The sequence below is a fragment of the Neisseria sp. P0024.S006 genome (assembly GCF_051956595.1).
Taxonomy (GTDB): domain Bacteria; phylum Pseudomonadota; class Gammaproteobacteria; order Burkholderiales; family Neisseriaceae; genus Neisseria.
The window spans coordinates 663,709-677,649 of record NZ_JBQCXH010000001.1; the positions used below are offsets into that span (position 1 = coordinate 663,709).

The window sequence follows — 13,941 nt, forward strand, 5'->3', positions numbered from 1 at the left end:
CAAGGCCGTCTGAAACATACCCAATACAAAAATCAGAAACGCGCAAACAAAATCCCTATCATATCGTTTAGCCAGGAGACCGCACATGAACCCCACTCCTATTCACCCGAAACTCGCCGAAATTACCGAGCGCATCATCGAGCGCAGCCGCCCGACGCGTGAGAAATATTTGGCGAAAATCCGCAGCGCCAAACAGATGGGACGCTTAGAGCGCAACCAGCTCGGCTGCAGCAACTTGGCACACGGCTACGCCTCCATGCCCAAAAGCATCAAAATCGAAATGCTTCAGGAAACCGTCCCCAACTTAGGCATCATCACCGCCTATAACGACATGGTTTCCGCACACCAGCCGTTTAAAGACTTCCCCGACCAAATCAAAGACGAAGCACAAAAAAACGGTGCGACCGCCCAAGTCGCCGGCGGCACACCCGCCATGTGCGACGGCATCACGCAAGGCTACGCCGGCATGGAATTATCGCTGTTTTCCCGCGACGTGATTGCCATGAGTACCGCCATCGGTCTGTCGCATCAAATGTTTGACGGCGGTCTGTTTATGGGCGTATGCGACAAAATCGTTCCCGGCTTAATGATTGGTGCGTTGTCGTTTGGCCATATCCCAGGCATCTTTGTCCCTGCAGGCCCGATGTCCAGCGGTATCGGCAATAAGGAAAAAGCCCGTACCCGCCAGCTTTTCGCCGAAGGCAAAGTCGGCCGTGATGCCCTGCTTGAAAGCGAAATGGGTTCTTACCACAGCCCGGGTACTTGTACCTTCTACGGCACCGCCAACTCCAACCAAATGATGATGGAAATGATGGGCGTACACCTGCCTGCCGCCGCCTTCGTCCACCCTTATACCGACCTGCGCGAAGCACTGACCCGCTACGCTGCCGGACACCTCGCGCGGGGCATCAAAAACGGCACCATCAAACCCTTGGGCGAAATGTTGACCGAAAAATCCTTCATCAACGCCCTGATCGGCCTGATGGCGACCGGCGGCTCGACCAACCACACCATGCACCTCGTCGCCATGGCGCGCGCCGCAGGCGTGATTTTGAACTGGGACGACTTCGACGAAATTTCCTCCATCATCCCGTTGCTCATCCGCGTGTACCCCAACGGCAAAGCCGACGTGAACCACTTTACTGCTGCCGGCGGCTTACCTTTCGTTATCCGCGAATTGCTGGACGCAGGCCTGTTGCACGACGATGTCGATACCGTCGTCGGACACGGTATGCGCCACTACACCAAAGAGCCTTTCCTCATCGACGGCAAACTCGAATGGCGTGAAGCTCCCGAAACCAGCGGCAACGACGACATCCTGCGCAAAGCCGACAACCCGTTCTCCCCGGACGGCGGTCTGCGCCTGATGAAAGGCAACATCGGTCGCGGCGTGATTAAAGTGTCCGCCGTGCGCGAAGGCTGCCGCATCATCGAAGCGCCTGCCATCGTGTTCAACGACCAACGCGAAGTTTTGGCTGCATTTGAGCGCGGCGAGTTGGAACGCGATTTTGTCTGCGTCGTCCGCTACCAAGGCCCGCGCGCCAACGGTATGCCCGAGTTGCACAAACTGACCCCGCCTTTGGGCATCCTGCAAGACCGCGGCTTCAAAGTGGCGCTGCTAACCGACGGCCGTATGTCCGGCGCATCCGGCAAAGTGCCCGCGTCCATCCACATGACGCCCGAAGCCCTGATGGGCGGCAACATCGCCAAAATCCGTACCGGCGACCTGATCCGCTTCGACTCCGTTACCGGCGAACTCAACGTCCTGATTGATGAAGCCGAATGGAACGCCCGCGAAGTCGAACACATCGACTTGAGCGCAAACCAACAAGGCTGCGGCCGCGAACTCTTCGCCAACTTCCGCAGCATGACCAGCAGCGCAGAAACCGGTGCCATGAGCTTCGGCGGCGAATTTGCCTGATGTCCGTTTCAGACGGCCTTCGTGAATAGAAGGTCGTCTGAAAAATTATTGAAGCTGTTTAAACGGATCAGACGCAGCGTGAGCTTTCCCGCGAATAAACAACTTCCTCCATTTCTCAAAAAGGCCGTCTGAAAACTTAGCCCCTTCCCGTTTGACCTCAACAAAAATGCCCCTATCCCACTTGGAGAACTGAAATGTCCAAACTGACCCCACGCGAAATCCTGACCGCCGGCGCAGTTGTGCCTGTGATGGCGATTGACGACTTAAGCACCGCCGTCGATTTGTCCCACGCCCTTGTCGAAGGCGGCATCCCCACCCTCGAAATCACCCTGCGCACCCCCGTCGGCCTCGACGCCATCCGCCTGATTGCCAAAGAAGTGCCCAACGCCATCGTCGGCGCAGGTACGGTTACCAACCCTGAGCAACTCAAAGCCGTTGAAGACGCAGGTGCGGTTTTTGCCATCAGCCCGGGTTTGCACGAATCCCTTGCCAAAGCCAGCCACAACAGCGGCATCCCCCTGATTCCCGGCGTTGCCACCCCGGGCGAAGTCCAACTGGCTTTGGAACACGGCATCGACACCCTCAAACTCTTCCCTGCCGAAGTCGTCGGTGGCAAAGCCATGCTCAAAGCCCTGTACGGCCCTTACGCCGACGTGCGCTTCTGCCCGACCGGCGGCATCAGCCTGGCAACTGCACCCGAATACTTGGCACTGCCTAATGTCTTGTGCGTCGGCGGCTCATGGCTGACTCCGAAAGAAGCCATCAAAAACAAAGACTGGGATACCATCACCCGTCTGGCTCGCGAAGCTGCCGCTTTGAAACCCAAAGCCTAATCAGGTTATAGGAAAGAGAAAAGGCCGTCTGAATATGATTTCAGACGGCCTTTTCTTTACTGCAAGCATACTGAATCAAGCATTATTCAGCTTGATATTTATCCTAACTGGCGGCATTGACACACAAAGATTCAATCTTACCTGTCCTCGGGAAGCGGATGGTGTAACGTCCTTTTTGATCGATTTCGGCAAAGCTGAAGCGGTTTTCAGGCGCATCACCATCAGCCCCTACTTCCAAAGCAATCCGTTTGCCTTTCGGGTCTTTTACAACGACACCGGGACTGACAGGCGCGAATGAAAGCACTAAACCGGCATCTGCCGAGCTATTAAAACCATACACTTGGCCACGTTTAACCTGTAAGGGTTGGTCAATTCAGCCTGTTTCGTTCAGAGGCAGTATTTTTTCAGCAGAGGCAAATGCCGCGCTCCCTAACCCTAATGCAAAAATCAAAGAAAAACTCAAATATTTCATATATTTCCTTTTAGAATTGAAATTTAAATACAAACAAATATTTAGTCCAGTATCCGCCTAATTCAAATTATCCCTGTTCCAACACTTTCCGTGCCGCCTCCACGCCCCAATACAAAGCCTCTTCAAATACCGAATAGCCGCTTAAATCACTGTGTGCAAACAATAATCCAGTATTTCGATTTCTGATTTTTAATAAAGCCTCATCGCTTAAATAGCCGGGTTTCGGCACACTCATGCCATGCCCGCGGACGGTAATGTCAACATGGGAAACATGCCGCCAAAAGCCTTCGCCGTAAGCGGTAAGCAGATCTTGGGCAGCAAGCCGGAGCAGCTCTTTGTCGCTTGCTTCAAGCAGCTGGCGGCGGACGGCTTGCGGCGTATCGTGGTTGAGCGCGGCGTAGGCGGTAAAAATCGTGCATTCGGGGCGGACAACCCGGATAAGCTGGTTGGTCGCAACAACATAGCCCAGCCCTTGGCTGCCGTAAACCACATTGTCCCACGCAAGTTCGCTGTTGTTTTTTTCTTTCGGGAAACTGTGCAGTTCAAAATTGGAAATCAGCCATGGCGCGTATTCGGGAATATCCAGACCAAATTTTTCAGGAGATTCAATAATGCGGGCGGCAACCATCAGCGGCATGGCGGAGATAAGGTGTTGCGCAGTGACGGCAACGGTTTCTCCTTTTGCATTATCACGCAGCCACACTTCAATCCGGCCGTCTGAAAGCGGTTTGATTTTAACGGCGGAAGCATTAACCGAAGCGGGTTTCTCCAAATAGATACGATTTTCAGACGGCCATTGCCAACCTTCCTGCAAACCGGCATGACGGCGCAGGTTTTCAGAAAGATGTGCCAAACCTTCGGGCCAAGTGAGGACGGTTTCTGCACTGTTGCGGGCGGCAAAATAATGCAGTCCGGCAAAGGCGGATACTTGCGCTATGCCCTGTCCGTAATCGTCGCGGCAACAATAATCGAGATACCACAAAAGCTCGGACGAGTTATAACCTTCCTGCTCAAGCCATTGTTTGAACGTCAAGCTATCAAGTTTGCGCCATGTTTCATCTGTCGATGACAACGCAATCGGAATGGCAAAAATTTTCTTACCGTCATTGCCGTAAGCCTGTTTCAGACGGCCGATTAAATCAAAAAAACGTTTGGAATCCGCATCTTCTTTCGGAAATAAATGTTCCACCCATCTATCCTGATACAAGAGGCGCGATTCGGGCGCATAGACCAAATCGGTTTCCCTAAAGCTCCCGTCCGACTGCAAGATACCAAAATCTGCCAACATCTCGCGCACATACACGCTTTCTTTCGACGGCAAAGCCAAATAATGCGCACCGCTCGGCGCTTTCAGGCCGTCTGAAGATGTATAGGCGGCATTGTTGCCATTGCGTTCAAATCCTTCTGCCAACAATACATCGCGGTGATTATGCTTCGCCAAATACCACAACGCCCCCAAACCCGCCGCACCGCCGCCGAGTATCAGCGTATTGCATTCATAACGACGAGTCGGCGGACTAAGTAATTTCCCGTCGCGCAACAAATGCCCCAACGGCAAGCCGACACGGTTAATAGAAACCGGCGGTTTGCGGTTGAGGTATTGGTAAGTCTGCCAAGAGAAAGCAGAGGCAGCACCAAGCGCGGCGGTATAGCTGAGAAATTGACGGCGGGTTAACATGTTTTATAAAAAGGTCGTCTGAAAAAATAAAAGTAAAACGGTACAACGAGGTTAAACAGATCTCACATTATTTATGCCCTGCCGAATAACCATGATAGGAGCTGCCGGAATGCGATGAGTCGCTGTCTTCCGCTTTGACATAGTTGAACAAGACGGTAAGGAAAATGATGAAAGCAAAGAAAATAATCGTCCCCACCCGTTCTTCTTCGTAATCACGATCGTTTTTATATCTGTCAGAAATCCATATCCATACCAACGCACACAGACTGACCACTATGCCGACAGGACTACGTAGGTGCGGCGACAGCCAGGCCGGAAGGTTGACGATGATAAGAATCAGCATAGCAATGATACGGGCTACATTATCTCTACTCCCAACATTTCTATTTTCGCCCTTCAGCCAGTAAGAGAGCATCTCCTTAGTATCAAAAGACAGGCCAAATGCCTTTCTCATTTGACGGTAAGACACAGGAATGCTTTTACTCCAGACAATTTCATCCTTGCTCTGCTCGGAACACAGAATGACATTCCGGCCATAACTTTTCTTGCCGCTATATTCCTTGTAATGAAGCAAATCGCCTTGTTTGACTTTCCAATAAAAAGCGCCAGCCGCTGCCTCGACCCGCCCGCGGTAATGATCAATCAACATTTCACCGGCAGGATTGCCACTTGAATCAAAGTCCGGCCATGTGTGTAAGGTTTCTGACAGCCGCCAGCGTTTTCCAGACTCAATCAGCCAGGCAAACCCTTGTTGAGTGTTATAAAGCAGATATTCCGTCCAGTATTCGGACTGATTTTGGTTATAGGACGATATTTCGGCAAATCTTACAGCCCCGATAATCAGATATTCTGTATCGTTCAGACGGCCTTTCGTACCAATGGAAAGCGTAAACAGGTTTTCTTGTTCTTTCCTTTGGGCATTTGCCTTCATCAACGCAACAGTATCTTTTGTCGTGTTCAAACTGCTGCCGCAAGACTGACACAAAAGGAAAGAAGTAACACCACTTGGCCAATGGACAGGAGCGCCGCAATGAGGACAGTTTTCAGAAAGAATCTCTCCTTTCAGACGGCCTGCACTTTCACGGATTTCATCATCACTGCGCTTATTTTCCAGCTTCAAACTGTCCAAACTGACTATGCGTCCGAAGTAGGAGTCCATTGGAAAAGTCGAATAATCCAAGGTCAAAAACAAATTGCCGCGTCGCCAGTCGCAAACCTCGCCTGTCGCTTGATTCCCAGATAGGTTGAACGGCAACTCGCCTTGCGCATCGGTATTACGGTAATGTATGGTGCGGACGTCTGACGCAATAAAGGTTTGGCCATTAAAGATCAACGAACTGGATCCGACTTTCACCGACTTAAAATTTTTCGGCCCCCGTCTCCTCTTCTGGGCAAGCAAACATGTCATCGCATATAAATCGCCAACCTCAGAAAGCCAGCCGGTCTGCCCGTCATCAAACAAGACATACCATTCATTCCATGCGCCGACATCGTAATGCACCTGCAATCGCCCAATCAGCGTAAATTTCCGATCATCAAAAACGCCTCTCGTTCCAATCTGCAACGGACTAAAATCCTCCAGCAACGCAGAATCACGCCCAGAATTGGCAACAAAATATCCGCTCCTCCCCTTACCGCTTCTAGCAACCAGCATACTGTGACAATGGCCACACACCAGCGTCACGGCAGTAGCGGAATATGCCTCCACAGGCGCGCCACAGCTTGGGCAATCGGTTTTAAAAAAAGGCGTTTTTTCCATATAACGTCAATATTTCAGTTTAATCAGCACAAGGTTTAAGGCCGTCTGAAAACGGATTGAATATGCTTTCAGACGGCCTGTCTTTTAATAAAGAATAAGTTAAATCTTTTTTCTTGATTGTTCTGCCATATGATGAACTTTGTTTTCTTTAACTAAAGCCAAGTTTACTAATCGGCAAAAAATTGTACATCTCTCTCTTTTACCCATCCGGTCGGGCAAACGCCTTTTGCGACAATAAGCAACTGACTTTCATCATCAACATGAGTGGAAAGACGACATTTTTTGCCTTTGGGCGGTTTGATTTTCCATTCAGTCGGGAAATCGGTAGGTTTGGTGCAGTTGTCAGGCAGGCCCATATCATGACAACTGATTTGGTTTTCTTTGATTGCCAAAGGTACTTTTTTTACTTTTATCCAAGAGTATCCTTCTTCGGTATTTTTGCTGTCATTACCGACAACGCAAAGGTATTGCATATGGTGCAATTGAGTGATTGAAGATGCTTTATCGTCCGGTTGAGCTTGCAGGGATGCGCCTTGGTTATTACTGACATAAACTTGATTACGGCAATACTCGGTACGATCATGTGTTAATTTTTTTGCTTCGGCACTTTCCACTCCAAGCAAAAACAAACCTGCAAGCAAGTAAATAACCAATGGCAAACTTCTGTTTCTCTTCCAATCTTTTATTTTAAGCATTTTGTTTAAAAGCCTTTTTATACAAAATTTGTTATCTAATTTACTATCAGCCAATTTTTTCCAGACGGCCCGACAGATTTTATTGTTCAACCGATGGTTGTACATCGTCCAGTATACCTTCGCCACGTTGCACAACCGTCCAAACAGCCCTTGCTGCCACCAACTCCCTGCACAAGATTTCCTTCACTTTTTCCAATTTCATACCGCCGCAAATAAATGCATCAATAGCAGCGAAGCGGTGTTCAGGCCAAGTGTGGATACTGATATGGGACTCGGCGAGCAGCAAAACACCGGTTACGCCGCCTGCGCCACCGAAGGTGTGGAAGTGTTCGGTCAATATGGTGGCTTCTGCAGCCTGTGCGGCAGCCACCAAAGCGGTTTTCAGACGGCCTTCATCTTTTAAGATGGCTTCATCGCAACCGTATAAGTCCAATAGGCCATGATTACCGGGCGCATGGGTCATTTATGGCCTCCGGAATAACCGCTGCCGCCATAATAGCCGCCGGAGTGCATACGCGAGCCGTCGGAATCGGAAGAGCCGTAGCTGATGATCATGGAGATGACGATGATGATGGTACTGAAAATGATGTAAGTGATTCTCGACATGTTAATCCTCGTCCTCGTCTTTTTTGCCCATGGTCCACAACAACCAGCATCCTATAAAGATGACGGTAAGTGCGGCAGAACTATCGCCGGTCAGAAGCGCAGGGAGATTGACGACAACCAGGATGACGGTCATTATGATTCTTAATGATTTATCAATGCCGTCCGCCGCCATGTTTGCAGTGTAATGCGGAGCTTGGCTGGTCAGATTAAACGCGTCTGCAATCTCCCGATAAGCAATTGGGGCACTTCTAGTCCATGCCATTTCGTGACTGTTTAGTTCGGAGCCAATCTTACGGCTTTGTCCGTCTCTGTAATCGCTGTAATAGTTCAAATCACCGTTTCGGACACGCCAATAAAACGCTCCGCTGGCAATCCTGACCCGTCCGCCATAGTCATAAAGTTTGCCATAGCCTTGCGGTTGGCGGTTGCGGTCGAGGCGCGGCCAATCGTTCAAGGTTTCGGAAATATTCCAACCTTCATCAGCTTCAACCAGCCATAAGAAACCCTGAGTTGGGTTGTAAAGCAGATACTCTGTCCACTGCCCTTCTGGTGCCAATGTATGTTTGGCACCTTTGAACAAGTTATCAAATGTTTCCTGCGCATCTGTTTCTAAATATCTAATTGCGCCGATAACATGAAACTCTTTATTTTTCAGACTGCCTGTCGAGCCGACAGGCAAAGTAAACATCGTATTTTGCGACAAACGCAGATTATTGGCGGTAATAAGCTCCGCTTTATCTTTGCCGACTGCCAATTCGCTGCCGCAACTTTGACAGTTCAGATGGGAAGTCAGCCCGTTTACCCAATGAATGGACGAGCCGCAGTTAGGACAGTTTTCTGAAGTAATACTGCCTTTCAGACGGCCTGCGCTTTCTTTAATTTCATCTTCGTGGCGCGTGTTTTCCAGCTTCAAACCATCTAGGTTTACCATCCGCCCGAAGAAGGCTTCGGGAGTTTTATTGTTGTAATCGAGCGTGATGAAAAGGTTTTCGCAACGCCAGTCGGAAACCCGATTTTCTGTATCCTCTTTCAAAACAAACGGCAATTCGCCCTGCGCAGCCGCATGTTTCAAGCTGATGTTGCGGACATCGGAGGCAATATAGTGCTTATCTTGAAAAGTCAGCTCGCTAAATCCGGCTCGCGTATCTTCAAATTTCGGCGGATTATCGATTTCGACCGGCATGGTCATCACATACAAATCGCCCGCCTCAGAAAGCCAACCGGCTCTGCCGTCGTCAAACAGCGCATACCATTCATTCCACGCGCCATCGTCGTATTGCACCTGAAGCCGTCCAACCAAGGTAAAGCGTTGTGCGACAAATGTGCCGCTGGTTCCGATTTGCAGCGGACTAAAATCTTCCAGCAATGCGGAGTCGCGGCCGGAGTCGACAACGCCGTTATCTTTCCGCACCAGCATGCTGTTGCAATAGCCGCACACCAGCGTCACGGCAGAAGCAGAATGCGCCTCGACAGGTGCTCCGCAGCTTGGGCAGTCGGTTTTGAAGAAAGGAGTTTGAGACATGGGTTTGCTTTTTCAGAATGGGTTGGAGTGTTTCAGACGGCCTTAACGTTTTTGAAGTCGGACAGGCTTAATCAAATCATTTGAAAGGCCGTCTGAAACCTTTTCATAGAAGCAGCTCAACGCTTCTTTTGAATGATATTTTTCAGACGGCCTTCAATTGATCAACCAATCAGCTGTTTCAACACTTCAGCCTTGGCTTTGTCAAAATCTTCTTGCGAAATCAAACCGCCATCCAGCAAAGACTTGAGTTTCACCAATTTAGCCTGCGGATCTTCGGCAACCGGCTGAGCATTTTGCTGAGCCTGTTGCGCATTCGGCTGCATCATGCCAGCCATGGCACCCGCCATCGCCTGACCAATACCGGCACCTACGCCCAAACCTGCACCGATTCCGGCAAGTCCGCCTTCATTTTGTGCCGCAAGCGGAATAGATTCGGCGGTTTGATATTGGGTGTAGCGTCCCAAATCGCCGATAACACCCATCGAAATTTTCTTATCCAACGCAGCCTGAATAGACGCGGGCAAAGTAATGCTTTCAACAGTGAAGTTTTCCAGTGCCAAACCCAGCTTGGCAAATTCCGCGCCAAGCAATTCGCCGATTTTTTGCGACAGCAAAACTTGGTTCGCCGCCATATCCAAGAATGGGATACCGGAGCTGCCGAACGCGGCCGCCAACTGGGTGACTGCGATATTGCGCAGTTGGTTTTCCAAGTCTACGCCGCTGTATTGCGCCGCCACACCACTGACTTCTTTAAAGAATTTTGCCGGATCGCTGATGCGGTAAGAATACATACCGAACGAACGCAGTTGCACCGCGCCAAACTCAGCATCGCGCACGGTAACTGGTTGAGACGTACCCCATTTTCGTGCGAGCTGTTGTTTGGTATTGAAAAAGTAAACATCCGATTTAAACGGAGACTCAAAAAGCTTGTCCCAGTTTTTCAAGTTGGTCAGCACTGGCAGAGTTTGCGTATTGAGCGTGTAACGCCCCGGACCGAACACGTCCGCGGTTACGCCTTCATCGACAAACATCGCCATCTGCGCCTCACGCACAGTCAGGCTTGCACCGTTTTGGATCTCCTCATCGGCAATCGGAAAACGCCACATCAGCAGGCTGTCATCGGGATTCGGCCATTGAATGACGTCGATAAACTGTTTCTTGATAAAGTTGAACATCGCAGTTCCTTATTTGAAGAAGAAAGGATAACTTATGGGCAGTCAGGTCAATTTGCCTAGTCGGTTATATCGCTTATTTTATATAAATAGAATGTCATACGATATTAACATTCAAAATGTCTTTATGCATGGGAATAGAGTGGGTGGCTGCATATACTTTTATCGCAAACTAAATAATAACTATATAGATATTAACTTTTGAAAACTTCGAAATTAAACCTCTTACCGACTCAGTTTTACACTATTTCCAGGTTTTTTATCCATACTGTCTCATAAAAAAGACAAATATTTGCGATAAATCATTAAAGAATATAATAAAAGTAAATATATTACCCCATCAGCATTGTTAATGTTCATTAAATATTATAAACTTTGCCATGCAATAACATTAAATTATCACACTGATTTTCCCAAACTAAAAGGAATTTACATGAAAAATTCTGCTCATTTCTGTCTTGCTGTGTTAGCACTGTCTGCTGCAGTAGGCGCACAGGCTGCCCGCCCTGTTGAATTTACCGTTGGCAGCGAATATTACAACGAAACCTATCGCGAATATGAACAAGATGGTAGTCGAATAATGCAACAAAAAGGCAACCTGTGGTCTATTAATGCGGGGGTTAAATACCGTTTCAACGATCGCCATGCGGCAAAATTGGAAGGCCGTTATTCCCGTGGTAAATCAGATTACACAGGAAGCTTCCAAAATGGATTTGGTGAATCCACAGGTTATGGTTCTGCCACACTCAAAAATGCACCTCGCCGCGCATACGATATCCGTGCCTTATATGAATATACACATCCAATTAACGATCGCTTTAGCCTGACTGCCGGTGCAGGCTTGGGACACCGTGTTCTGAGAGATTTGAGCCGACGTGTCGATCCTGATGATTATGACCGCAAAAACCGAACCACATATGCGCAAATCAATGCCGGTGTAAATATCGCACTTCCAGCAAACTTTGAGATTGCTCCTCGTATTGCCTACAATCGTGCCGTTAAGGGCCGCCAGTATTCTTACGAGCCAGATCGAGAAGAAACCAGAATGAAACAAGGCGGTGGACAAGGTATTGAGGTTGAAGTACCTGTATCTAAAAAATTCTCTAACGGTTCTAAAATCAGTCTGACCCCGTTCTATCGCGGCTGGAAAGTCAAAGATTCAAACTTCACCGTTACAGAAGACTATGGCTTCATTCAATTGGGCGCGATCGAACCTAAAAACCGCACCCGTGAAACAGGCATAAGATTGCAATACTCGTTCTAATTTAGCAAACTTAAGTAGTTAAAACATTTCAGACGGCCTTGTATATAACAGGCCGTCTGAATTTTTTGATGCTTTCAGAATTTCACTATAACGCCAATACCATCAGACATAAGACCTTATCAGTCAAAAAAATCTACCGATAATTTTTCTAGGTAGGAGTCAGGAACAGCACATCTTTTGCTATCCAACCGACCATCAAAATCAAGTCAAGCAAGCCGCATTCAAAATGCCGATCGAGATGGACACTGCACCAAACAACGCGCCGACGGCAACATTGTTACCGATGAGTTCTGCGGTAGCGCCTTTAATCATCATTGTCGCAGCGAAATAGACAAAAATCTGAATTACGGCTGCGGCAAGGGCCCACAGGATAAAATCGATGAAGCTGACGCTGTGTGCAATACTTGAAGCCAGTGTCAGACAGAAACCGACCAACGCGCCGCCAAATGATAAGGCGCAGGCAAGGTTGCCGTTTTTAATCAGGCGCAATTCCTCAACGGGTGTAATCCGCAGATATACGGCGGCAAAAACAACAGTCATGGCGATACCTGCCAACATATATTGCAGGTAGAGCAGATATTGGGACAGAGAAATACTCACGATAAGATTCCTTGGTTTGCAATAAAGTGATTATGCCATACTTTTGAAGATAATCCCTTTAGAAAATACGGCATTTTGGAAGCACTTCAGACCGTCTGAAACAGCCTGATTTTTAATTCATGTTTTATTGTGATAATTGTTGACGATTTTTGTATATTTATGTAACTATTGCACACCGCTATTTATTAGATTAAAGAGGAGAATATGAGCATACTCGCCGCTATCCGCCCTAAAGAGCCTTTGCGCCATTTGCGCTGGTTTGATATGCTGATTGTAACCGCTATCCTGTTCGGTCAATTTGCCTACCGCTCCACCCAACTTTATATCGCCAGCCTGATGCCGCAAGTGGAAACGGCCGCCGTTGCCGAAGAGGCACGCGATACTGCGGTAACCGGCGTGGCTTATTCGGAAAACATGAGCCTGCAGTTGACACTGCTTGCTATTGCTCTGATTTACCTCATTATCCGCCGTTTCGACTTCAAACAATTGCCGATTCGTTTTAACTTAGGCGTGTTGTTTTGGACGCCTGTGATTTTTATCCTGATGGGTCTGACCGCCGATGCGGTAACTTCGTTAAGCGGCGGCTACAATTACTTTACCACTGAAATCTTTCAATACATCAAACCATTATCCATCTTCGACAAATTCGCCGCCCTTGCGCCGATGGCCATCCTCTACGGCCTTTTAAACGGCTTTTATGAGGAATTCTGTTTCCTCGGCCTTTTAACCTGCGTGGAAGACAAATACAAATGGCAGGCATTGGCCTATTCAACCTTGGTGCGCGTCTCCTTCCATACTTACCAAGGTATGCTTTGGGCGACCGTTATCGGCGTCGTTTTCGGCTTGATGTACTACTTCTTCTACAAATACAAAGTCAAAAACCTGCTGCCGTTTTTCCTGATTCATGCCTTGGCAGATATCTTCGGCTCCGGCTTCATCTATTTGATTTGCGCTTAATGGCAACGGTTGACTGAATAAAAAAGGCCGTCTGAAACATCATCTTTCAGACGGCCTTTTATGATTAATCGGCTTACTTAATTAAAGTAATCGCCACATCCGCATCTTCCGTTGCAACGGCCTCAATCACGACATCGCCGCCAAACCGCAACACCGAGCCTGCACCGACCGTATGTTTTTCCTTCTGATTCAAGGTTACGTCAAAGCTTCCTTTTCCAACGGCAAAAATCAGCGTTTTAAAACCCGGATGATCGTGCGGCTTAATCTGCTCCCCTTTTTTCATGTCTTTCTTAACGACCATGTAATTTTCACCGCTGAAAATCTTACCGTTTTCAGAAGAAACCTCTCCCAAAGGCGTGGCAGAAACGGCAACAGAAAACAAAGCGGACAGCAATACGGCAGCAATATTGGCAACTTTCATAACAAGCCTTTCTTGAAAACAGGGCTTTTATTCTACAAAAA

At 48.4% G+C, this 13,941-nt stretch carries 14 protein-coding genes; 4 read left to right on the top strand and 10 right to left on the bottom strand.

The genetic code is table 11. The annotated features are described in order from the left end of the window. The first annotated feature begins 85 nt into the window (after positions 1-85). On the top strand, positions 86-1,921 hold the full coding sequence (edd, locus tag ACTHUF_RS03175) for a phosphogluconate dehydratase (RefSeq protein ID WP_003745735.1): 1,836 nt from the start codon (positions 86-88) through the stop codon (positions 1,919-1,921). A gap of 194 nt (positions 1,922-2,115) precedes the next feature. Further along, entirely contained in the window at positions 2,116-2,754 is a 639-nt protein-coding gene (locus tag ACTHUF_RS03180; protein ID WP_003745733.1) for a bifunctional 4-hydroxy-2-oxoglutarate aldolase/2-dehydro-3-deoxy-phosphogluconate aldolase, read from the top strand. Positions 2,755-2,857: 103 nt separating this feature from the next. Here ACTHUF_RS03180 and ACTHUF_RS03185 read toward each other — a convergent pair whose 3' ends face one another. From ACTHUF_RS03185 to ACTHUF_RS03220, 8 genes are all read right to left on the bottom strand, one after another. Continuing rightward, positions 2,858-3,094, bottom strand: a complete 237-nt coding sequence (locus ACTHUF_RS03185) for a hypothetical protein (protein WP_315094777.1) — start codon at positions 3,092-3,094, stop codon at positions 2,858-2,860. Positions 3,095-3,293: 199 nt separating this feature from the next. Then, a complete protein-coding gene (locus ACTHUF_RS03190; protein ID WP_315094776.1) occupies positions 3,294-4,904 on the bottom strand; it encodes an NAD(P)-binding protein in 1,611 nt (536 codons plus the stop codon). A gap of 67 nt (positions 4,905-4,971) precedes the next feature. Beyond that, positions 4,972-6,663 carry a DUF4178 domain-containing protein gene (locus ACTHUF_RS03195; RefSeq protein ID WP_315094775.1) on the bottom strand — a complete coding sequence of 564 codons (1,692 nt, stop codon included), beginning with the start codon at positions 6,661-6,663 and terminating at the stop codon, positions 4,972-4,974. Between the two features lie 167 nt (positions 6,664-6,830). Continuing rightward, the gene (locus tag ACTHUF_RS03200; RefSeq protein WP_440407029.1) at positions 6,831-7,412 is read right to left on the bottom strand and encodes a hypothetical protein; all 582 of its coding nucleotides are present in this window, start codon (positions 7,410-7,412) and stop codon (positions 6,831-6,833) included. Positions 7,413-7,437: 25 nt separating this feature from the next. Continuing rightward, positions 7,438-7,821: an adenosylmethionine decarboxylase gene (gene speD, locus ACTHUF_RS03205; protein WP_049335402.1), complete on the bottom strand. Its 384-nt coding sequence runs from the start codon at positions 7,819-7,821 to the stop codon at positions 7,438-7,440. After that, positions 7,818-7,964: a hypothetical protein gene (locus ACTHUF_RS03210; RefSeq protein WP_162837292.1), complete on the bottom strand. Its 147-nt coding sequence runs from the start codon at positions 7,962-7,964 to the stop codon at positions 7,818-7,820. Before ACTHUF_RS03210 ends, speD begins: the two co-directional genes overlap by 4 nt. 1 nt (position 7,965) lies before the next feature. Beyond that, a complete protein-coding gene (locus ACTHUF_RS03215; protein WP_224783367.1) occupies positions 7,966-9,486 on the bottom strand; it encodes a DUF4178 domain-containing protein in 1,521 nt (506 codons plus the stop codon). Positions 9,487-9,647: 161 nt separating this feature from the next. Beyond that, positions 9,648-10,661: an SPFH domain-containing protein gene (locus tag ACTHUF_RS03220; RefSeq protein ID WP_049335400.1), complete on the bottom strand. Its 1,014-nt coding sequence runs from the start codon at positions 10,659-10,661 to the stop codon at positions 9,648-9,650. A gap of 430 nt (positions 10,662-11,091) precedes the next feature. Here ACTHUF_RS03220 and ACTHUF_RS03225 point away from each other — a divergent pair, with 430 nt between their 5' ends. Further along, a complete protein-coding gene (locus ACTHUF_RS03225; protein WP_039861962.1) occupies positions 11,092-11,922 on the top strand; it encodes an outer membrane beta-barrel protein in 831 nt (276 codons plus the stop codon). 201 nt (positions 11,923-12,123) lie between these two features. Here the strand turns inward: ACTHUF_RS03225 and ACTHUF_RS03230 are convergent, their stop codons facing one another. Next, entirely contained in the window at positions 12,124-12,522 is a 399-nt protein-coding gene (locus tag ACTHUF_RS03230; RefSeq protein WP_039861961.1) for a DUF350 domain-containing protein, read from the bottom strand. Between the two features lie 204 nt (positions 12,523-12,726). On the opposite strand from ACTHUF_RS03230, the gene ACTHUF_RS03235 reads away from it, so the two are divergent. After that, positions 12,727-13,479, top strand: coding sequence for a CPBP family glutamic-type intramembrane protease (locus ACTHUF_RS03235; protein ID WP_440407031.1), 753 nt, complete (start codon positions 12,727-12,729; stop codon positions 13,477-13,479). A 73-nt stretch (positions 13,480-13,552) separates the two neighbouring features. Here the strand turns inward: ACTHUF_RS03235 and ACTHUF_RS03240 are convergent, their stop codons facing one another. After that, positions 13,553-13,900 carry a hypothetical protein gene (locus tag ACTHUF_RS03240; RefSeq protein WP_315094768.1) on the bottom strand — a complete coding sequence of 116 codons (348 nt, stop codon included), beginning with the start codon at positions 13,898-13,900 and terminating at the stop codon, positions 13,553-13,555. Positions 13,901-13,941: the final 41 nt, after the last annotated feature.